Origin of the sequence: Christiangramia aquimixticola (assembly GCF_048285835.1) — a bacterium.
Classification (GTDB): domain Bacteria; phylum Bacteroidota; class Bacteroidia; order Flavobacteriales; family Flavobacteriaceae; genus Christiangramia; species Christiangramia aquimixticola.
Genome location: NZ_JBLVTL010000006.1, coordinates 67,514 through 86,887 on the forward strand (window position 1 = coordinate 67,514; position 19,374 = coordinate 86,887).

A 19,374-nucleotide genomic window follows, 5' to 3' on the forward strand; every position below is an offset into this window, starting at 1 on the left:
AATTGCGAGCAGAGGGAAACGAAGCGACGCAATCTCATCTTCCAAACTACTAAGTTTGAAATTCTAAATATCTTTTTTACCTTGTATTCTCTAAGACTTTTACAATGATTGATTTAGACCAGGAAACCTGGATTTATCTTTGCATCATCGCCGTATTTCTGGCTTACTTTCTCTGGAACTCCCGCCGAACCAAGCGAATAAAAAAGGAAAGAAAAAAAAGAAACTTCCGCAGACGATATCTGGAACGAAAAAAGGAAAACAATTCTCATTCTGCCTGATTCCAAATTTATTTTATCAGCTATTCAGTCTTAATTGTTTCTGACTCTTTGTAACTTTACTTTTCAGTTTTTTATAAGAAAAAAGCTACATTTTCAGCAACTATATAATAAATGCCGAATTGGTGGTTTTTTAAACCCAACAAATCCTTAAAATGAAAATATATACAAAAACCGGTGATAAAGGAACCACCTCATTATTTGGTGGTACAAGAGTTCCCAAACATCACATCCGCATCGAAAGTTACGGCACCGTGGATGAATTGAATTCCCATATAGGCCTCTTAAGGGATCAAAAAGTTGATGCTTCCACAAAAGACCTTTTGATAGAGATACAGGACAGGTTATTTACAATTGGCGCCATCCTCGCTACCGATCCCGAAAAAGAAAAATTGAAAAACGGAAAAGACAGGCTTAATATCCCTAAGATCTCAGCAGAGGATATTGAAAAACTGGAAAAAGCAATGGATCAGATGAATGATGAATTACCGGAGATGACGCATTTTGTACTTCCGGGTGGCCACCAAAGCGTGTCATTCTGTCACATTGCCCGCTGCGTCTGCCGTAGAGCCGAAAGACTTTCTACAGCATTATATGACATCGAACCTTTCCAGGACGATGTTTTGGTGTACCTTAACCGACTTTCAGACTATCTTTTTGTGCTGGCTCGGAAGTTGTCTAAAACCTTACAAGCTGAAGAAATACAATGGATTCCTAAAAAATCCTGATTCAACTAAAATTTTGAAAATTCTATTGCGAAAGTCGCAAATAATTGCAAAATTTTGTATGTTCTTAATATTATTGAGTAAATAATAGATTTTTTTCTTGGCTATTAAAGCAAAAAAATTATTTTTGCCAAAATTTAAAACCCGATTAATCAATGTATTGGACTTTAGAATTAGCATCCTATTTAAGTGATGCACCCTGGCCGGCCACCAAAGACGAGTTAATAGACTACGCAATTAGAACAGGAGCACCGCTTGAAGTTGTAGAAAACTTACAAGCCATTGAAGATGAGGGCGATTCTTATGATTCTATTGAGGAGATCTGGCCGGATTATCCCACCGATGAGGATTACCTCTGGAATGAGGATGAATATTAAATTAACAACACGCAAAAAATAGAAAAAAGTCTCCGTTAAGAGGCTTTTTTTTTGCGTAAATTTGAACCCCGTAAACAAAAAAACCAATATGAGTTTTTTAAATACCGTATTAAAAGCTTTCGTAGGCGATAAGTCGAAGAAAGATGTAAAGGAAATCCAACCTATAGTAAATAAAATCAAGGCTCTTGAACCTAAGATGGAAGCCTTAAGCCTGGATGAACTTCGTGCTAAAACCACCGAATTTAAAGCCAGGATCACAGATGCTACCAAGGAGGTAAAGGAAAAGATCCAAGCTTTGAACATAGAGGCTGATGAGACAAACGACATCACCCGCAAAGAAGATATTTATGCTGAAGTGGATGCTCTTAAGGATAAATCCTATGAGCTATCTGAAGCTGTTCTAAATGAAATTCTCCCTGAGGCTTTCGCTGTGGTTAAAGAAACTGCTAAACGTTTTTGCAATAACACTCAGCTTAAAGTAAAGGCTTCTCCATTTGATCGTGAGATCTCTGCAGAGAAGGATTACGTTACCCTGGAAGATGATTACGCGATCTGGAGCAATTCCTGGGATGCAGCCGGAAAACCGGTGACCTGGGATATGGTTCATTACGATGTTCAGCTAATTGGTGGTGTGGCCATGCATCTGGGAAAAATTGCCGAAATGCACACAGGGGAAGGAAAGACTTTGGTAGCTACTCTGCCAATGTACCTTAACGCCCTAACCGGAAACGGGGTTCACCTTGTAACAGTAAACGACTACCTTGCTAAAAGGGATAGCGCATGGATGGCTCCTATCTTCCAATTCCACGGTTTAAGTGTGGATTGTATAGATTATCACCGTCCAAACTCCGCTGCTCGTAGAAAGGCTTATAATGCCGATATTACCTATGGTACCAATAACGAATTTGGATTTGATTACCTAAGAGATAATATGTCTCACTCTCCGGATGATCTTGTACAACGTCCGCACAACTATGCGATCGTGGATGAGGTCGATTCGGTACTTGTGGATGATGCGCGAACACCGCTTATTATTTCAGGACCAGTTCCTAAAGGTGACACTCACGAATTCATGGAGCTGAAACCTGCGATTGAAAATATCGTGGAAGCCCAGCGAAAATATTTGGTAAAGGTGCTTGCCGATGCCAAGAAACTTATCAAAGAAGGTGATACCAAAGAAGGTGGATTCCAGTTATTAAGAGTTTACCGTGGTTTACCTAAAAACAAAGCCCTTATAAAATTCCTAAGTGAAGAAGGTGTAAAGCAATTATTGCAGAAGACCGAGAATCACTATATGCAGGATAACAATCGTGAAATGCCTAAGGTTGATGCCGAATTGTATTTCACCATTGAAGAAAAAAGTAATCAGATAGACCTAACCGATAAAGGGATCGAATTCCTTTCGGGTAAAGATGATCCAGATTTCTTCGTGATGCCTGAAATTGGAATGGAGATCGCCAAGATCGAAAATAAAGGTCTTTCTACCGAAGAAGAAGCTGAAAAGAAAGAAGAACTTTTCAGAGAATATTCAGTAAAAAGTGAGCGAATCCATACGCTTAGACAGTTGCTTAAGTCCTATACCCTTTTCGAAAAAGATACCGAATATGTAGTTATAGACAATAAAGTAAAAATTGTTGATGAGCAGACAGGTCGTATCATGGAAGGTCGTCGATATAGTGACGGACTTCACCAGGCAATTGAAGCCAAGGAAAATGTAAAGATCGAGGACGCTACACAAACTTTTGCAACGGTTACTCTTCAGAATTACTTTAGAATGTACCGCAAATTATCTGGTATGACTGGTACGGCGGTTACTGAAGCGGGTGAATTCTGGGAGATCTACAAACTGGATGTTGTTGAAATTCCAACCAACCGTCCTATTGCCAGACACGATAAAGAAGATTTGGTTTATAAGACCAAACGTGAAAAATATAATGCGGTGATAGATCATGTTACAGATCTGTCTAAAGCCGGAAGACCTGTACTTATTGGTACAACTTCGGTAGAGATCTCTGAGCTTTTAAGCCGAATGCTTAAGCTTAGAAATGTTCCTCACAATGTACTTAACGCGAAACGCCACAAGCAGGAAGCCGATATTGTTGCTGAAGCAGGAAAATCCGGGATCGTGACCATCGCCACTAACATGGCAGGTCGTGGTACCGATATTAAGTTAAGTGACGAGGTTAAAAAAGCAGGCGGTCTGGCCATTATTGGTACAGAGCGTCACGATTCGAGACGAGTAGACAGGCAGTTAAGAGGTCGTGCCGGTCGTCAGGGAGATCCGGGTAGTTCCCAGTTCTACGTTTCCCTTGAAGACAACCTGATGCGTTTATTTGGTTCTGAAAGGATTGCCAAGTTAATGGACCGTATGGGACTGGAAGAAGGAGAAGTTATCCAGCATTCCATGATCTCCAAGTCTATTGAAAGAGCGCAGAAGAAAGTTGAAGAGAATAACTTCGGGGTTCGAAAGAGGTTACTGGAGTATGATGATGTGATGAACGCTCAACGTGAGGTAATCTACAAGCGTCGTTACCATGCACTGTTCGGTGAAAGACTGAGAGTGGATCTTGCCAATATGATCTTTGATATTTCTGAATCTATTGCTGAAACCAATAAAGCGGCAGACGATTATAAGAATTTTGAATTCGAACTTATCAGGAATTTCTCAATGAGTTCTCCTGTGACTGAAGAAGAATTCAAAAAAATGAATCCGCAGAAGTTAGCCGGAGAAGTTTATAAAGCTGCCTATAAGCATTATGATGAGAAAATGGCTCATAATGCAGAGCGTGCTTTCCCGGTGATCAAACAGGTTCATGAAGATGAAAGAAATAATTTCGAGAGAATTTCGGTACCGTTTACAGATGGAACAAAAACTTTGAGCGTTGTTACAAACCTTCAAAAAGCTTACGAAACTGAAGGTAAACAACTGATCAAGGATTTTGAAAAGAATATCACTCTGGCTATTATCGATGATGCATGGAAAACGCACCTTCGTAAGATGGATGAGTTAAAGCAGAGTGTTCAGCTGGCTGTTCACGAACAAAAAGATCCGTTATTGATCTATAAGTTTGAAGCTTTTGAATTATTTAAAGCGATGCTGGATAATGTGAACAGGGAAGTAATGTCCTTCTTATTCAAAGGAGAGATCCCATCAACAGCACCTAATATTCACGAAGCCCGCCAGACGAGACAAAAAGAAAAGATCGAAACCAAAAAGGAGGAAATCCCTAATATGGATGAGAGAGCTGCTCAAAGCAGAGCTGCGGGAAATACTCAGCGTCAACCGGAGAGAGTTGAAACTGTGGTAAGAGACCGTCCAAAAATTGGAAGAAATGATAAAGTGACGGTTAAGAACGTGATGAGCGGCGAAAGCAAATCTATGAAATTCAAACAGGCAATTCCGCTTCTTGATAAAGGAGACTGGGTACTTGTTGACGAATAGACGTTAGACATTAGATAAAATTAAAAATCCTGAAGTTGCGACTTCAGGATTTTTTTGTTTTCTATCTCTGCTATGGGAATTTTATTACTTTTAACTTACTAACCAATCAATCCTATTCATGAAAAAATTTGTCATCGAGATAAAATGGGGTATCATCTTTTCCATAGTATCACTATTATGGATGTTTCTCGAAAAAGGTCTTGGCTGGCATGATGAGCTTATAGACAAGCATGCGATATACACGAATTTCTTTGCCCTTGTCGCAATAGCCATCTATGTGCTCGCGCTTCTGGATAAACGCCAGAACTTTTATAATTGCCGGATGACCTGGTCGCAAGGTTTTGTTTCAGGGATCATTATAAGTATTGTGGTAGCAATCCTGTCTCCCCTTGTCCAGTATATAACTCACGAGTTCATTACTCCAGATTATTTTGAGAACATCATCCAGCATTCTGTAGAAAAAGGTGCTCTATCGCAAGATGCTGCGGAAGAATATTTCAGTTTATATTCCTACATAATCCAGTCATTCTTTTTTGCTTTGGTGGTTGGGGTAGTAACCTCTGCACTCGTTTCGTTATTCGTGAAGCGGAAGTAGATAAGTTAAACTGAAAACATTAAACTAAATCTTCTATATTTTCAGTAATAAATTAGGATCTGGACAGTTGCTCAAATACTCGTTCAGATCTTCTTTTTTTACCACGCCGGGATAATCGCCCGTATATCCATTTAAATCCAGAATTATTTGAAAATGTAAATGCGGAGCATAATCTCCATTTTCTTCAAAATTTCCCAGTTCAGCGATCTTCTCCCCTGCCTTTATTGTTTGTCCTTCCTTAATATTTTTCAAGGATTCACGGGATAAATGTCCGTACAGAGTATAAAAGCTTCGCCCCTCAAAACAATGTTCTAAAATAATGGTGGGCCCGTAATCCCCAAAGTTGGCATTATCCTTAAAACTGTGGATTTTTCCATCCAGGGGTGAAATTATTTCTGAATACGCCGGAACCCAGATATCAAGGCCTATATGAATGTTCCTGTTGGCTTCGGAATTGTTAAATAGCTCACTTCGGTTATATAAGGTTCGAAGTTCGTTGTACCCTCCAAAAGCCGCTTTACATTGCCTGTTCTTCAAAAATTCAGCAATAAAAATATCGAAGGCGGCAGATGATGCGACCTCCAATTTTAGCAGGTCTGGACTACTTTCAGAAAGGTCTATATAAGCGAAATCCTCCTGTTTTAATTCTCCCCCAATTACAGGGGTAAAACCGGAGGTAATTCTTTTGATAAATTCGGGGAAATTTTCCATATCATTCAGCTTAAGAGTGCCAAATGTAATGGGAAGATCTAATTTATCAAAACATCGCTGTAATTAGCTTTGATGGTAATATTGGCACTCGCTTCTCTGGATTTATGATAGCCATTCAGGATCTCATTATCATAAGACTTCGTTGATTTAAGTTTGAAAGCTCCCGGATGCTTTATGGAACTCTGTACCCCATTATAACTGAAGTTAAAAGCAGCATCTGGGATATTCATTTTCAAATCACTGTTCTCGAGATTTATAGTCAAAGTTTCGAAGTCCCTCCCTAATTTATTAATATCAAGTTTGCCAAAAGAACCGGAAAGTACTCCTGTTTTTTTCAGTTCATTGATCGTTACATTACTGGAATTTGAATCAAGTTTTAGACTCACTGCTTTTCCAATTTTACAGTTTTTCACAAACTCCGTTTCCAGTACTCCATAACTCCAGGAATCGATCTTAACCGGACTATAGGCCACCTTCACCCGTGTATCCTTTCCTGCAAGATTTCCTGCGGCAAGCCGGCTATGAGACAAATTTGCTATAAGGTTTTTTGCATTTCCTAATTTAAGTTCTCCATGTCTCACTTTCAATTGCAATTTAGTATCCTGCGGCACTTTTATCCGGATGGTTTTCCTAAGACCGGAGGTATTTCCCAGATGTAGAGATTTATTATCGGCATTGGCCATTTGTGCTTCAAACTGTTTCCCAAAATTTTCACCCCAGGCTTCCATCTTTTTTCCAAACTCTTCGCCCCAGGCTTCCATATCCTTTTCAAAATCTTTTCCCCAGGCTTCCATCTTCATCTCATATTCTTCTTCCCATTTCGCCGAATTGCGCTCCATTTTCTCTGCCCACTTTTCCATTTTTTGCTCGAAATCCTTTCCAAACTTTTGCTCAAATTCGGCTTCCCATCTATTCAGATACTTGTCCCCATCTTTTTTATATGCTTCGTAATCGAATTTCATTCCCTGCATATCTTCCGCAAAACCAGGCGGCAGTGGATTTTCAGCAATATTGGCTAAAATAGGCTCTACCAGATCATTCATTATAGGTTCAAGCATTCCGGGAAGTTCAGCCAGCGCTCCTTCCAATTCGGCCATATTCAGATCCATGTCTAAATTTCCACCGCCGGAAGACTCAATTTTTATAGTCTTACCATCCCGGGAAGTAGTTACTTTCCAAAGATCCAAAACCTTTTTTGCCGCTTCTTTGTCTTTTGAATCACCCTCCAGATAAGCATCGACCTGCACTTCATTTTTATCCCAATTTTCGATGATGATATGGGTATGTTTTGCATCCAGCTCTAAATTCACATCGCCTGATGCACTATAAGTCTTGCTTAACTTTTTGGTTTGGGCGAAACTACCTGCAGATATAAACAGCAGTGATAATATCACTAATTTAAGCCTGATAGTTCTCATAACTATTGTTTTTTGATTGTTCGATTTCGTTTAATTTGTTCTTTAACTTCTTGAGGAGGTCCAGTCTTAACTGCAAGTTCGCGATCATTGCTTCTACAGTACCTCCATTTAAACCGGACTCCTTAATTTCTGCATTCAAAGTGAGGTATTCATCATTCAGGGTTTCCAGTTTTATCATAAATGCATCTATGAGTTCTTTATTCTCCGGAGTCAATTCCAGTCTGGCCAGCTGAATATTCAAACTTGCCATGTAATAGTCTTCTATTTTTTTAAATTCGGGGGATTCATCACTAAGCCTGTAAGTAGAAGTTTCTCTTTTTTCATCACCTGCTTCCTCCACCGGAGCATTAGAAATTTGAATCTCTGATCCTTCAAGGTCCGACTTCTGATTAAAGAAAAAGAAAGCGCCAATTCCCAATGCTACCACTATCATGGCCGCAATGGATATGAAATTAATAAGTGGTTTGCGCCTATTTTGATGCATTTCCCGATCAAGCCTTGCTTCAAACCTCTTTTCATGTCCATTCGGTAATTTTTGATCACCATTGGCCGCTTCATTTCGAAACATCTCTCTAATATCCTGTCCCATGACTTAATGATTTAAGTTCTTCCTGTAATTTCTTTTTCCCTCTGTGTACTAAAGTTCTGGATGCCACCTGAGAAATATCCAGAATTTCACTAATTTCCTCATGGTCGTAACCTTCTATCAGAAAAAGCATTAAGGGATATTTATATTTTTCAGGTAAATTTTCCATTTTATCTTTTACTTCTTCAAGGCTTATCCCATCATCTACCTGCCAGGAATTGCTTTCTTCCACCACCCCAAGAGTTTGTTCGTTAAGGGCTACCAGTTCAAGTTTTCTGGCCTTTAGTTTATCCAGGCATTTGTTGATGACGATCTTCTTTAACCATGCTCCAAAGGTGACTTCTCCTTTAAATTGTGACAATTTTGAAAACGCCTGTATAAATGCTTCCTGCATCACGTCTTCTGCTTCCATCGTATCTTTCATAAATCTCAAAGCCACATAGTACATTCCCTCACAATATTTATTGTACAGCTGTAGCTGAGCTTTCCTGCTGTTCTGTTTACAAGCTTCTATTAGCTTATGCTGTATCAATTTCTTTTAATTTTGAAGGGTTAGTTCTCTTTAAAGACGATACCCAAAGTACCGCGTTGCAAAATTTCTGAAAAAAATTTAATATTCCGGGTAAATGGCTACATTTAAAGGAATTGGCGAATCTCAATAATCCTAATTATGGCCGGATTATTGAAAGATCAAATTAAAAAGCAGGAATGAACAGAAATCTCAAAATTGGCTTATTAATTACCGGTATCCTTCTATTCCTGGTCGCTATTCTTTTGTTTTTAACTCGTTACACCACCAAAGCTCATAGCCCTGAGGAATTAACAAGTTACGAAGGAAAAGATCTGAAAATGGAAATTTTTTATAACCGGCCCTATAAAAAAGGCAGAAAGATCTTTGGAGCCCTGGTTCCATATAATGAAGTTTGGAGAACGGGAGCCAATGAAGCTACGACATTTACCACAAACCGGGACATACTCGTTGACGGTAGTTTACTTCCCGCAGGAAAATATACGCTTTGGACTATCCCAATGGAAGATAGCTGGAAGGTGATCTTCAATTCACAAATGTATCCCTGGGGAATCAACCTGGAAAAGAAGGCATACAGAGATCCAACTTTTGATGTACTTGTTTTGGAAAGACCGGTAAATCTATTAAAAGAAGAACTGGAACAATTCACGATCTATTTTGAAGAGTCTGGAGAGTTTGTTGAATTAAGATTTGCCTGGGATCACACTTTGATTAAGGTTCCTATTTTAAAAGAAAAGGCGCCCGAAAGCGCCTTTAATATCAGTGGAGAATAAAGCTTATTCGTCCAGTAATAAATTAAGGGTTACATCTATATTATCTCTGGTCGCCCGAGAGTAAGGACAGATTTCATGAGCTTCGTTAACCAGGGTTTCGCCCGTTTCAACATCAACACCTGGGATATAAGTATCAAGGATTGCAGTTAATTGCAGGTTACCGGAATCTGTTTGTCCAAGTTTTATTGTTGCAGTTACGCTGTAATCTCCAAGATCTACCTTGTGCTTTTTCGCTACTACTTCAAGGGCACTCCCGTAACAGGCTGAATATCCTGCAGCAAAAAGTTGTTCGGGATTTGAATAATCTCCTCCTTCGCCGCCAAGACCTTTAGGTTTTCTAAGTTCCATATCCAGGATGCCATCTTCACTACGCGTGTGACCATTACGCCCTCCATATGTTGTTACCTTAGTTTTATATAAATTCTTCATTGCGTTAAATAATTTAATTAATTTAGTTTGCTTCAATATACCAAGCATTTATACACCAATTCATAATTTTGTCTTAAAAATTATAGCCAGTTTTGAGTAAACCACAGCATAAATCGGCACTCAGCGAGTCCGGAAGCAATCCTGCATCATCCAATGTTAGTGCTGAATCTGCTAAACGGATTAGGAGTTTCAGAAAAAATAAATTTTCTGAAGAAGAGTTGCTGAAAGATCTTTTAAAGGGTAACAAAACCGCCTTAGGCCGAAGCATTACACTTATAGAAAGCAATCAGAAAAAAAATCAGAAACAGGCAGAATATATTGTTGAAGGTGCTTTGCCTTATGCTCATAAATCCATTAGAATTGGAATAACCGGAGTTCCAGGTGTTGGAAAAAGTACATTTATTGAAAGTTTTGGCTCCTATTTGATCGAAAAAGGTAAAAAGGTTGCTGTCCTGGCTGTGGATCCAAGTAGCTCGGTATCTCACGGCAGTATCCTGGGTGACAAGACCCGGATGGAAAAACTGGTAACGATGGAAGATGCTTTTATTCGACCTTCGCCAAGTGGCGATTCGCTTGGTGGAGTGGCCCGAAAGACCCGTGAAAGCATTTTACTGTGTGAAGCAGCAGGTTTTGATGTGATCCTTATCGAGACTGTGGGAGTAGGTCAAAGTGAAACGACGGTACATAGTATGACCGATTTCTTTTTATTACTGAAACTTGCCGGTGCCGGAGACGAACTGCAGGGAATTAAACGTGGGATCGTTGAAATGGCCGATGCCATTGTAATCAACAAAGCCGATGGAGATAATCAAAAACCAGCCAGAGATGCAAAACTGGAATTTCGTCGCGCCTTACAATTATACCCTCCTAAAGAAAGCGACTGGAAACCGGAAGTTAAATTATGCAGCGCACTTTATAATGAAGGTATTTCTGAAGTTTGGGAAATGATCGAGCTATTCCATTCCAAAACAAAAGAGAATGGTCATTTTCAAAAAAACAGGCTGGAGCAGAATAAATTCTGGCTTTACCAAACAGTGAATGATTATTTGAAGAGCAGATTCTATGAGGAGCCGACTATTAAAGCAGCTTTAAAAGAGCAATTAAGTTTAATAGAGGAAAATAAAACCACAGCTTTTGCTGCAGCAAAATATTTACTGTCCCTGGCCTGAATTACCTCCTAAGATCTTAGAGATAGAATATCCGGCAATTTTATAGAACAGGAAACCGAATATAACTCCTACGAACATTCCTGTTAGGACATCTCCCGGATAATGAACCCCAAGATAGATTCGGCTATAAGACACTATTACCGCCCAGAAGAGTAAAAAAACAAATAGTTTAGGATAATGTTTCTTAAATAACAATCCCAGAAAAATCGCTACTCCTGTAGAGTTGGCTGCATGTGCCGAGAAATATCCAAACCGGCCACAACGTTCTGCTACATATCGGGCATATTCCATAACCCCTTCCTGCCTGCAGGGACGCGGCCTTTCGAATCCATGTTTGAATAAATTTGCCAGTTGATCTGTCGCGGTTATTAGTAAAGTCACCACCACCATGATAACCAAGGTGGCTTTCCATCCAAATTTTTTAAAGATCAGAAACAGCAAAATTGCGTATAAGGGGATGGCCATCCATTTATCGCTAATCGCGATCCATAACCAGTCCCAGGTTTCTGTTCCCAGATTATTCAAGAATAGAAATAGTTCCCTGTCTAATTCCGCGATCCTGCCCATTAACCTTCCTCGTATCTATTCACTTCTCTATCGTAAAATTCGTTTGCCTGAGTGATAAGCCCTTCAGCTTCACTTGAAAGCTCTTTTTCATCTTCCTTGTCAAAATCTTCCAGCCATTCAACCTCATCATCCTTAAGATCTATGATGAACCTTGGGAATTCAGTATGAATAACAAAAATTGATTCAGGAAAATCTGTATTATCACCAAGTATAAATTTAGGTAGTTCCATATGTTTTATGCGTTTAAAGCGTCTTCTTTTGTTCTTATGAGCTTGTTGCTCAAATAATTAAATCTAAAATATAGTAATAATGCTGAAGATGTCAAGCCGGCGAGTAATCCCAACCAGATTCCCATACTTCCAAGCCTTTCTGCCTGCCCGTAATAATAACTTACCGGGAAACCGATGATCCAGTAAGAAATAAAACAGATCACAGTAGGAATCTTCACATCCTGCAAGCCGCGAAGTGCTCCAAGAATCACCACCTGTATCCCATCACTAAGTTGAAATAAAGCAGCCACGATCAATAACTGGGCGGCCAGGGATATTACTTCTACATTGTCTATATAAAAAGTTGGCAAAATATCTTTCAGCAGAATAAATAGGACAGCAAATACTGCCTCGATCAAAAACACCAATAAAAATATACTATATCCTATTCTTCTTAATTCCCGGTATTTCTTTAATCCCACTTGATTCCCCACTCTTATGGTCGCGGTAACCCCAAGACCCACGGCGATCATAAAGGTCATGGAAGCCAAATTAAGCGCAATCTGGTTTGCAGCCTGCGGATTGGTTCCCAAATTCCCGGCAAGGAAAATGGTAGCAGTAAAAATGGCAACTTCAAACAACATTTGTAAGGCCGTTGGAAATCCAAGTGAAAGCAATCTTTTAAAGATGGTCCATTTGATCATTTCCTTTTTGGACCATTTAAAATATTCAGCGAATTTGGATCTGTGTCTTAATATTTCCCATATAAACCACAGCATAAAGAATCTTGAAATAAGAGTTCCCCAGGCCGCACCTTCCAGTTCCAGTCTTGGAAAGAACCATATTCCGTAGATCAGCAAATAATTAAAAACAATATTCACCACATTCGCCAGAAGAGTTGCATACATCGCATATCTCGTTTGGGAAAGCCCATCAGCAAATTGTTTAAAGGCTTGAAAAGCCATTAAGGGCAACATGGAAAGAGCAACTATATTAAGGTATGGGATTGCTAACTCTACAACTTCTTCAGGTTGATCCAGATAATACAGAACAGGTTTGGCTATTAAAAGCAGCAGGAATAACAGAAGTCCGTTAATGGTGCAAAGGATAAGTCCATGATGAAAATAACTTCTTCCACCTTCCATATCTTCAGCTCCATCAGCTTCAGCGATCAAGGGGGTAATGGCAAAAGAAAAACCAATTCCCATGGACATGGCGATAAAAACCAGAGCATTTCCCAAAGAAACTGCAGCCAAAGGAGCAGCACCTAAACGGCCAATCATTAAATTATCCACCAATCCAACCATTACATGGCCTAATTGTCCCAGCATAACCGGGTAGGCTATATGCAGATTTTTACTGAACTCTTTTGTGTAGGCTGATAATTGCAAGGCTGAATTTTAAGTTTGCAAAGGTAAATGCTTTAGGATTCTTTTCTGTCCAGACTCTAATTTTATTTGAGGTACAAAAGCTTTAATCTTTCAACTGCTTTTTTCCTTTATTGATATTATCCAGTCCATATTTATCTACCAGATAAACCAGAGAAGCCATGGTAGCGGCTCCAAGCTCCAGTTCTCTTTTATTTACAGCATCAAACGTATCGTTGGCCGCGTGATGATGATCAAAATATCTCTGAGAATCAGGAATTAGTCCTGCCAGAACTATATTCCCGTCCTTTAACGGGCTAATATCGGCACCACCGCCACCTCTTTTAAAATAATGTATGAGGTAAGGCTCAAATAATGGCTTCCATGATAATATCTTATCGAACTGAGCATTTGTGGCTGTTATCCCAAAACCACGTGGAGTGAACCCACCTGCATCACTTTCCAAAGCAAAAAAGTGATTCTCTCCTTTAGTTCTGGCTACCTCAGCGTACTTATTCCCACCTCTTAAACCATTTTCCTCATTCATAAATAATACTACCCGCAATGTGTTCTTAGGCTTATAACCAATTTCTTTAAACAGCCTTAAAACTTCCATAGACTGAACCACACCGGCGCCATCATCATGAGAGCCGTCTCCAAGATCCCAGGAGTCCAGATGTCCGCCAATTACCATTATCTTATCAGGATTTTCAGATCCTGTTATTTCACCAATAACATTATATGACTTAACATCAGGGAAAACTTCACAATTGAGTTTAAAATATAGTTTAAGATCTTTTTTAATTTTCAGCATTCCGCTCAAATACTCCGCATCATTTGTTGAGATCGCTGCCGCCGGAATCCTTTTATCTGCCGGAGTATCAACATAACTCATGGAGCCGGTATGCGGAAGATCATCAAGCCGAAGATTCAAAGATCTCACGATTACGCCGGCTGCTCCGTATTTGGCAGCTTCTTCAGCACCCGAATACCGCTGATCCACGCATCCTCCATAAGCATCAAATGTCGAAATATGGTCTGCACGCATAGGTCTGTTAAAAAAGACTATTTTCCCTTTTATATTTTCCTTTCCATATTCTTTAAGCTGTTCCAGCCCCTGAACTTCGATCACCTCTGCCTTGGTTCCGCCATCCGGAGTGGCAATAGATCCTCCAAGTGCAGTAATATTTACATTTCTTGTTTCTCCCGGCCCGGTTTGCACATAGGCAAACTCCCGCTCTCCTCTGGTCCATTTGGGAACCATAACCGGCTGTAACCATACTTTATCCAAACCTAATTCTTCAAGCTGAGCTTTGGTATATTCCACAGCTCGCTGTGCATTATAACTCCCGGACAGCCTTCCACCAATTTCATTGGACAAATGGTCAAGCCATGCATAGCTCTTTCCATTAAGCAGGGACATATCGTATATTTTTCTAATGGTTAGTGAGTCTGAAGTTTGGGCATTAGAAATATTAACGCTACCAAGAATGGCAACGAAAAGTATCATCAGGCAATTTTTCATTTGAAAAAATTTTTATTGCAAATTAATGGTATTTTCAAAGTTTTAAAGAAGCCTTACAGATTATTTTTCAGATTCCAGCTCAGTTCTGTAATCATCGATATTCTTTCTAATTTTAGGAGCCAGTTCCGGTTCTTTTACTTCTTCATATTTCTGAAGTTCCTCCTGCAGAATTTTAGCGACCAGATAACGTGCAGTGGGTTTATCATCGGCCGGAATTACGAACCAGGGCGCTTTTTCTGTAGAAGTTTTATTAATCGCAGCTTCATAACAATCCTGATATTTATCCCATAACTTTCTTTCTTTAAGATCTCCGGGTGAAAACTTCCAGTTTTTATTAGGCTTATCTAACCTTCTTAACAATCGCTGCCGTTGTTCCTCTTTGGAGAGGTGCAGAAAAAATTTAAATATGATAGTACCGTTTTCGGCAATGTGCTTTTCAAAATTTCTGATCTGTTCAAAGCGTTTTTTCCAGAATTCAGCATCGATATCTGAAATAGAATTTATTCCGGGTAGATTTTCATTCAGAATATATTCCGGATGAACCCTTGTAACCAGTACATTTTCGTAATGCGTACGGTTAAACACTCCAAATTTACCACGCTCCGGTAAAGCGAGATAATGCCTCCACAGGTAATCATGTTTCAATTCTTTATCTGATGGAGTCTTGAAACTATGGACCACTACTCCCCTGCTGTTAAAATCCTTAAAGACTTCTCTTATCAGGCTATCTTTTCCCGCGGTATCCATCCCCTGAAAACAGAGTAGAACAGAATATTTGTGGTAAGCATAAAGGATATCCTGCCACTCTCCAAGCTCCTTTCGAACGTCTTTTAGCTTATCTTCGATCTTCTCTTTAGAAGCGTCCAGATCTACACTGGTAGGTTTTTTTCTTAAATCAACAGGTTGTTCTACTTTAAACTGGGAAAGGTCTATTTTCTTCATTTATTAAAAAATTTCTCCTTTAAATATACAATCTTTACGAGAGTTTATTTTTTTTATCTTCGCAGCAAATTATTTTCAGCTTGGACGAATTAGAAAGAAAAGATATTATTGAGAAGGTTACTACCCTTTTAAAAGAAATCCCATCTTCAATGGATGTGGTTAAAAAAGGTGGAAACCGTGACCCAAGGTTCCGTTATCTGGCCACTCATATGGTGGACAAAGCCATTGAAAAAGATGCTCTTATCATCTCAGAAAACCGGCAGGGCATCGCCATTCTTTTTAAGACAAGTAAAAAAGATAATAACATCTGGAAAGATCTCTGGTCTCAATTGAAACTGGTAGTAAATGTTACCGGGGTTAAGAATGCCTATAAAATTATCAAAACTCAGGATTACATTAAAAAACAGCGACCACAGGAAGGTGAATATCTTTACTGCTGGTTCTGGGGTATTTTAAAAGATTCCCGAGGTGCCGACAAGCAGGTTGGGAAAGAGATGAAAGATGAGTTTTACCGCAGAGCCAAATTGTATAATTTACCTCTGTATGCTGAAACCAGAATGCGAAAAAATGCCCTGGTTTATCAAAAATTTGGATTCAACCTGTTCCATGAATGGCAACATCCAAGTGGAGACACCATGTACTTTTTAAGATACGATCCTCCAAAAGAATAATCGAAAGGTGTAAAAACCTGTGATCATAATTTAAGAGGATCGGTAAATTTTATTTCAGATAAAATTCAGGGATTAAAAGCGGCTTCCAAATAGCTTTACGTCTTCGCCGGTGATCTCCTTACCTCCAAGGATGATTAATCGTTCCACGACATTACGTAACTCCCGTACATTACCTCGCCATTCGCTCTCTTTAAGCAAGTCAATGGCTTCTTTTGTAAATTCTTTTTGATTGGTGCCCTGTTCCTGGGCTATTTTACTGCTAAAATAGTCTACCAGTAATGGGATATCTTCTTTCCTATCCTTTAATGCAGGAACTTCAATTAATATAACCGCAAGCCTGTGATAGAGATCTTCTCTAAAATTATTCTCTTCTATTTCTTTTTTAAGATCCTTATTCGTAGCTGCAACAACTCTTACGTCAACTTTAATATCCTTATCACTACCTACTCTGGAGATCTTATTTTCCTGTAGAGCCCTTAGAACTTTGGCCTGGGCAGACATGCTCATATCTCCTATCTCATCCAGAAAGATGGTTCCTTTATTGGCAGCTTCAAATTTACCCGCTCTGTCTTTATTAGCTGAAGTAAAAGCTCCTTTCACGTGACCAAAAAGTTCACTTTCTATAAGTTCTGAAGGGATCGCGGCACAATTCACTTCCACCATGGGACCTTTAGACCGGTCACTTTTTTGATGCAGCCAGTGCGCAACCAGTTCTTTACCCGTTCCGTTTGGTCCGGTAATTAAAACCCGTGCATCTGTGTGAGCCACTTTTTCTATCATTTCCTTGATATTGTTGATGGCTTTGGATTCGCCAATCATTTGATAGTTCTTACTCACTTTCTTTTTTAACCGGGAATTCTCTACAACCAGTTCTTTCCGGTCGAGAGCATTTCTAACTGTATTTAAAAGTCTATTCAGGTCTGGTGGTTTTGAGATATAATCAAACGCCCCTAACTTCATGGTATTTACCGCTGTATCCAGGTCACCGTGACCGGAAATCATAACCATGGGTATCTCAGGTTTTATCTTTTTTACCGCTTCCAGAACTTCTACTCCGTCCATCTTCGGCATCTTGATATCGCAAAGGATAAGGTCAAAATCCTCATTTTTGACCAGCTCCATTCCTTCCAGCCCGTCCTCTGCTTCAGTTACCTCATAATTCTTACTTTCTTCAGTAAGAATTTTATTGAGTACCCGTCGTATCGATGCTTCGTCTTCTATTAATAAAATCTTTGCCATTAGAATATTGTAAATTTTAATCCGCTTCTCGCGTAAAATGTATTTTTATCGTTGATGGTAAATACTTCATCTTTGTTCCCATCTCTTAATCTTATATTATTGAGAATGGTATGTCCACCATACACATATAGTTTAAGATGATCTGTAATACCGTATTCGTAACCAATTCCACTTAGCAGAATGGTCATGGATATATTTGCAGCTATATGTTCCGGCTGTATTACTCCAGGCTCAGTATCCAAATTCTTCTGAATATTCGCAAAAAAACCATCCAGGGTCACGAACAACTCCAACTCATGCTTCTCGTTAATGTAATATTTTAAATTGGATTTTGGAGGACCTACCATATATGACCATTTCTCATCCCATCTTCTATAATAATTAACTATAGGTATGGGTAATGGGAATCCGGCAGTGGTACTATAATGCAGTCCCAGGATCAATCTTGATGGTTCGTAAAAACGATCATCTTCTCCGGATTTTATGAATACCACCGCACCTGTATAAATTAGATCATCCTTATTAAAGCTACTTTCGGAAAAATTGGAGGCTAATTTTAATCCTCCTTCTGCTCCAAATCGCCAGTTTTGTCCAAGCTCAAAGGTATATCCAAGCGTAGCAGTAAATGCTTTGAAATTCTCCAGCCCTGCGGTACTAAAGCTCTCAGCATCCCGGTATTTAAAGGAAACGTTTCTGAATTCTATCCCCGGAATAAGATAGGAACCTTCTTTCTTGAGTTTTATAGGATAGGCCGCTAAAGCCCTGAATCTTCTGAATGAATTATCGGAGTCTTTTTGAGGAAAATAAGTATACTCTATCCTGGCCAGATCTGCATTTTGAGCATCGGAAGCAAGCCCACACCATAGGCATATACAAATTATGATCCCCTTAATCTTCATTTTCTACGATATCAGTTTTTTGTGGGCCATGGTTATTCGGATAAAACATATGCACATCTCTTTGAGGGAAAGGTATGGTGATCTCATTAAGTCTGAATTTATTGTTGATCCGGAACCTTAATTCACTTTTTACCTTGGGATCCACAAAACTGTCGGAAACATAAAAATGCAGCCCGAATAATAAAGCCGAATCACCAAAATCTTCAAACAGTACAAATGGCTCCGGCTTTTTAAGAATACCTTTTTGCTCGCGGGCACACTCCAAAAGAACCTCTCTCACCCTTTCTATATCACTACCATAAGCAACTCCTACTCTTACAGCTTCCCGGGTTGTTTTATGGTTTTGAGTATAATTATAAACCGTATCACTTATAAATTTATGATTGGGAATGATCATAACCTTATCATCTCTGGTAAGGGCACGGGTGGTTCTAAGTTTTATTTCAAATACCCGGGCAACCCTTCCATCCATTTCGATAATATCTCCAACTAATAAAGACTTATCCAGAATTATAAATATCCCACCTATTACATCCTGAAATAACTCCTGCAACGCCAGACCAAGCCCCACGAACAAGGCAGCAGATGCGGTGATAAGTATGGTGATATCTACTCCTGCAGAGCTTAAGGTAATCAGGATTACCGTGAGGTAAACAAAATATTTAATAAACTTGAATACGCTTATAAATTTGAGTTTGTCTTCCTCCAGTAATTTTGAAGTAATAAAGGATCTAATAACTCTTAAGGCTACGGTAGTAACCACAAAAGCCAGGATCACCAGAACTACCAGCCCAACGGTAATTTTTACCGGTTCCCCGCTAATACTATAACTGAATCCGGCATTCCAAATATCCTGGATAAGGCCCCAAATATCCTGTTCAATTACTTCAGTAACTTTTTCCTTGGTTGTTTGTTCTTCCTGCATT

Annotated in this window: 20 protein-coding genes; 7 read left to right on the forward strand and 13 right to left on the reverse strand. The window is 39.3% G+C overall.

The window, feature by feature from the left end; translation table 11 throughout:
• The first annotated feature begins 430 nt into the window (after nucleotides 1-430).
• From ACNKXV_RS12260 to ACNKXV_RS12275, 4 genes are all read left to right on the forward strand, one after another.
• Nucleotides 431-1,003 carry a cob(I)yrinic acid a,c-diamide adenosyltransferase gene (locus ACNKXV_RS12260; RefSeq protein WP_417908029.1) on the forward strand — a complete coding sequence of 191 codons (573 nt, stop codon included), beginning with the start codon at nucleotides 431-433 and terminating at the stop codon, nucleotides 1,001-1,003.
• Between the two features lie 152 nt (nucleotides 1,004-1,155).
• A complete protein-coding gene (locus ACNKXV_RS12265; protein WP_008272287.1) occupies nucleotides 1,156-1,377 on the forward strand; it encodes a DUF2795 domain-containing protein in 222 nt (73 codons plus the stop codon).
• An 88-nt stretch (nucleotides 1,378-1,465) separates the two neighbouring features.
• Nucleotides 1,466-4,819, forward strand: a complete 3,354-nt coding sequence (gene secA, locus ACNKXV_RS12270; RefSeq protein ID WP_417908030.1) for a preprotein translocase subunit SecA — start codon at nucleotides 1,466-1,468, stop codon at nucleotides 4,817-4,819.
• Between the two features lie 118 nt (nucleotides 4,820-4,937).
• Complete coding sequence (locus ACNKXV_RS12275) at nucleotides 4,938-5,414, forward strand: DUF4199 domain-containing protein (protein ID WP_417908031.1); 477 nt, start codon at nucleotides 4,938-4,940, stop codon at nucleotides 5,412-5,414.
• A 33-nt stretch (nucleotides 5,415-5,447) separates the two neighbouring features.
• Here ACNKXV_RS12275 and ACNKXV_RS12280 read toward each other — a convergent pair whose 3' ends face one another.
• From ACNKXV_RS12280 to ACNKXV_RS12295, 4 genes are read right to left on the reverse strand one after another with little or no spacing between them, the layout of a single operon-like run.
• Nucleotides 5,448-6,125, reverse strand: a complete 678-nt coding sequence (locus ACNKXV_RS12280; protein ID WP_417908032.1) for a peptidoglycan DD-metalloendopeptidase family protein — start codon at nucleotides 6,123-6,125, stop codon at nucleotides 5,448-5,450.
• 38 nt (nucleotides 6,126-6,163) lie between these two features.
• Entirely contained in the window at nucleotides 6,164-7,543 is a 1,380-nt protein-coding gene (locus ACNKXV_RS12285) for a DUF4097 family beta strand repeat-containing protein (protein ID WP_417908033.1), read from the reverse strand.
• Nucleotides 7,524-8,132, reverse strand: coding sequence for a hypothetical protein (locus tag ACNKXV_RS12290; RefSeq protein WP_417908034.1), 609 nt, complete (start codon nucleotides 8,130-8,132; stop codon nucleotides 7,524-7,526). The genes ACNKXV_RS12285 and ACNKXV_RS12290 overlap by 20 nt, the downstream gene beginning before the upstream one ends.
• A complete protein-coding gene (locus ACNKXV_RS12295; protein ID WP_417908035.1) occupies nucleotides 8,116-8,661 on the reverse strand; it encodes an RNA polymerase sigma factor in 546 nt (181 codons plus the stop codon). The genes ACNKXV_RS12290 and ACNKXV_RS12295 overlap by 17 nt, the downstream gene beginning before the upstream one ends.
• Nucleotides 8,662-8,837: 176 nt before the next feature.
• On the opposite strand from ACNKXV_RS12295, the gene ACNKXV_RS12300 reads away from it, so the two are divergent.
• The gene (locus ACNKXV_RS12300) at nucleotides 8,838-9,431 is read left to right on the forward strand and encodes a DUF2911 domain-containing protein (protein ID WP_417908036.1); all 594 of its coding nucleotides are present in this window, start codon (nucleotides 8,838-8,840) and stop codon (nucleotides 9,429-9,431) included.
• Between the two features lie 3 nt (nucleotides 9,432-9,434).
• Here ACNKXV_RS12300 and ACNKXV_RS12305 read toward each other — a convergent pair whose 3' ends face one another.
• The gene (locus tag ACNKXV_RS12305) at nucleotides 9,435-9,860 is read right to left on the reverse strand and encodes an organic hydroperoxide resistance protein (RefSeq protein WP_417908037.1); all 426 of its coding nucleotides are present in this window, start codon (nucleotides 9,858-9,860) and stop codon (nucleotides 9,435-9,437) included.
• Between the two features lie 92 nt (nucleotides 9,861-9,952).
• On the opposite strand from ACNKXV_RS12305, the gene meaB reads away from it, so the two are divergent.
• On the forward strand, nucleotides 9,953-11,029 hold the full coding sequence (gene meaB, locus ACNKXV_RS12310; protein WP_417908038.1) for a methylmalonyl Co-A mutase-associated GTPase MeaB: 1,077 nt from the start codon (nucleotides 9,953-9,955) through the stop codon (nucleotides 11,027-11,029).
• Here the strand turns inward: meaB and ACNKXV_RS12315 are convergent.
• From ACNKXV_RS12315 to ACNKXV_RS12335, 5 genes are all read right to left on the reverse strand, one after another.
• Nucleotides 11,012-11,596, reverse strand: a complete 585-nt coding sequence (locus ACNKXV_RS12315; protein WP_417908039.1) for a phosphatase PAP2 family protein — start codon at nucleotides 11,594-11,596, stop codon at nucleotides 11,012-11,014. The two genes, meaB and ACNKXV_RS12315, sit on opposite strands and share 18 nt — an antisense overlap.
• Nucleotides 11,596-11,826, reverse strand: a complete 231-nt coding sequence (locus ACNKXV_RS12320; RefSeq protein ID WP_417908040.1) for a hypothetical protein — start codon at nucleotides 11,824-11,826, stop codon at nucleotides 11,596-11,598. Before ACNKXV_RS12320 ends, ACNKXV_RS12315 begins: the two co-directional genes overlap by 1 nt.
• 5 nt (nucleotides 11,827-11,831) lie before the next feature.
• On the reverse strand, nucleotides 11,832-13,196 hold the full coding sequence (locus ACNKXV_RS12325; protein WP_417908041.1) for an MATE family efflux transporter: 1,365 nt from the start codon (nucleotides 13,194-13,196) through the stop codon (nucleotides 11,832-11,834).
• 82 nt (nucleotides 13,197-13,278) lie between these two features.
• The gene (locus ACNKXV_RS12330; RefSeq protein ID WP_417908042.1) at nucleotides 13,279-14,697 is read right to left on the reverse strand and encodes a M20/M25/M40 family metallo-hydrolase; all 1,419 of its coding nucleotides are present in this window, start codon (nucleotides 14,695-14,697) and stop codon (nucleotides 13,279-13,281) included.
• Between the two features lie 60 nt (nucleotides 14,698-14,757).
• Nucleotides 14,758-15,639 (reverse strand): PPK2 family polyphosphate kinase, encoded by an 882-nt coding sequence (locus tag ACNKXV_RS12335; RefSeq protein ID WP_417908043.1) that lies wholly within the window; start codon nucleotides 15,637-15,639, stop codon nucleotides 14,758-14,760.
• Nucleotides 15,640-15,719: 80 nt separating this feature from the next.
• Here ACNKXV_RS12335 and ACNKXV_RS12340 point away from each other — a divergent pair, with 80 nt between their 5' ends.
• Entirely contained in the window at nucleotides 15,720-16,310 is a 591-nt protein-coding gene (locus ACNKXV_RS12340) for a hypothetical protein (protein WP_417908044.1), read from the forward strand.
• A gap of 72 nt (nucleotides 16,311-16,382) precedes the next feature.
• On the opposite strand, the gene ACNKXV_RS12345 is transcribed toward ACNKXV_RS12340, so the two are convergent.
• Genes ACNKXV_RS12345 through ACNKXV_RS12355 form a run of 3 tightly spaced genes read right to left on the reverse strand, consistent with a single transcriptional unit; the run spans nucleotide 16,383 to nucleotide 19,373 of the window.
• A complete protein-coding gene (locus ACNKXV_RS12345) occupies nucleotides 16,383-17,549 on the reverse strand; it encodes a sigma-54-dependent transcriptional regulator (protein WP_417908045.1) in 1,167 nt (388 codons plus the stop codon).
• Nucleotides 17,549-18,448, reverse strand: coding sequence for a DUF6268 family outer membrane beta-barrel protein (locus tag ACNKXV_RS12350; protein WP_417908046.1), 900 nt, complete (start codon nucleotides 18,446-18,448; stop codon nucleotides 17,549-17,551). The genes ACNKXV_RS12345 and ACNKXV_RS12350 overlap by 1 nt, the downstream gene beginning before the upstream one ends.
• Nucleotides 18,438-19,373 carry a mechanosensitive ion channel family protein gene (locus ACNKXV_RS12355; protein WP_417908047.1) on the reverse strand — a complete coding sequence of 312 codons (936 nt, stop codon included), beginning with the start codon at nucleotides 19,371-19,373 and terminating at the stop codon, nucleotides 18,438-18,440. The genes ACNKXV_RS12350 and ACNKXV_RS12355 overlap by 11 nt, the downstream gene beginning before the upstream one ends.
• Nucleotide 19,374: the final 1 nt, after the last annotated feature.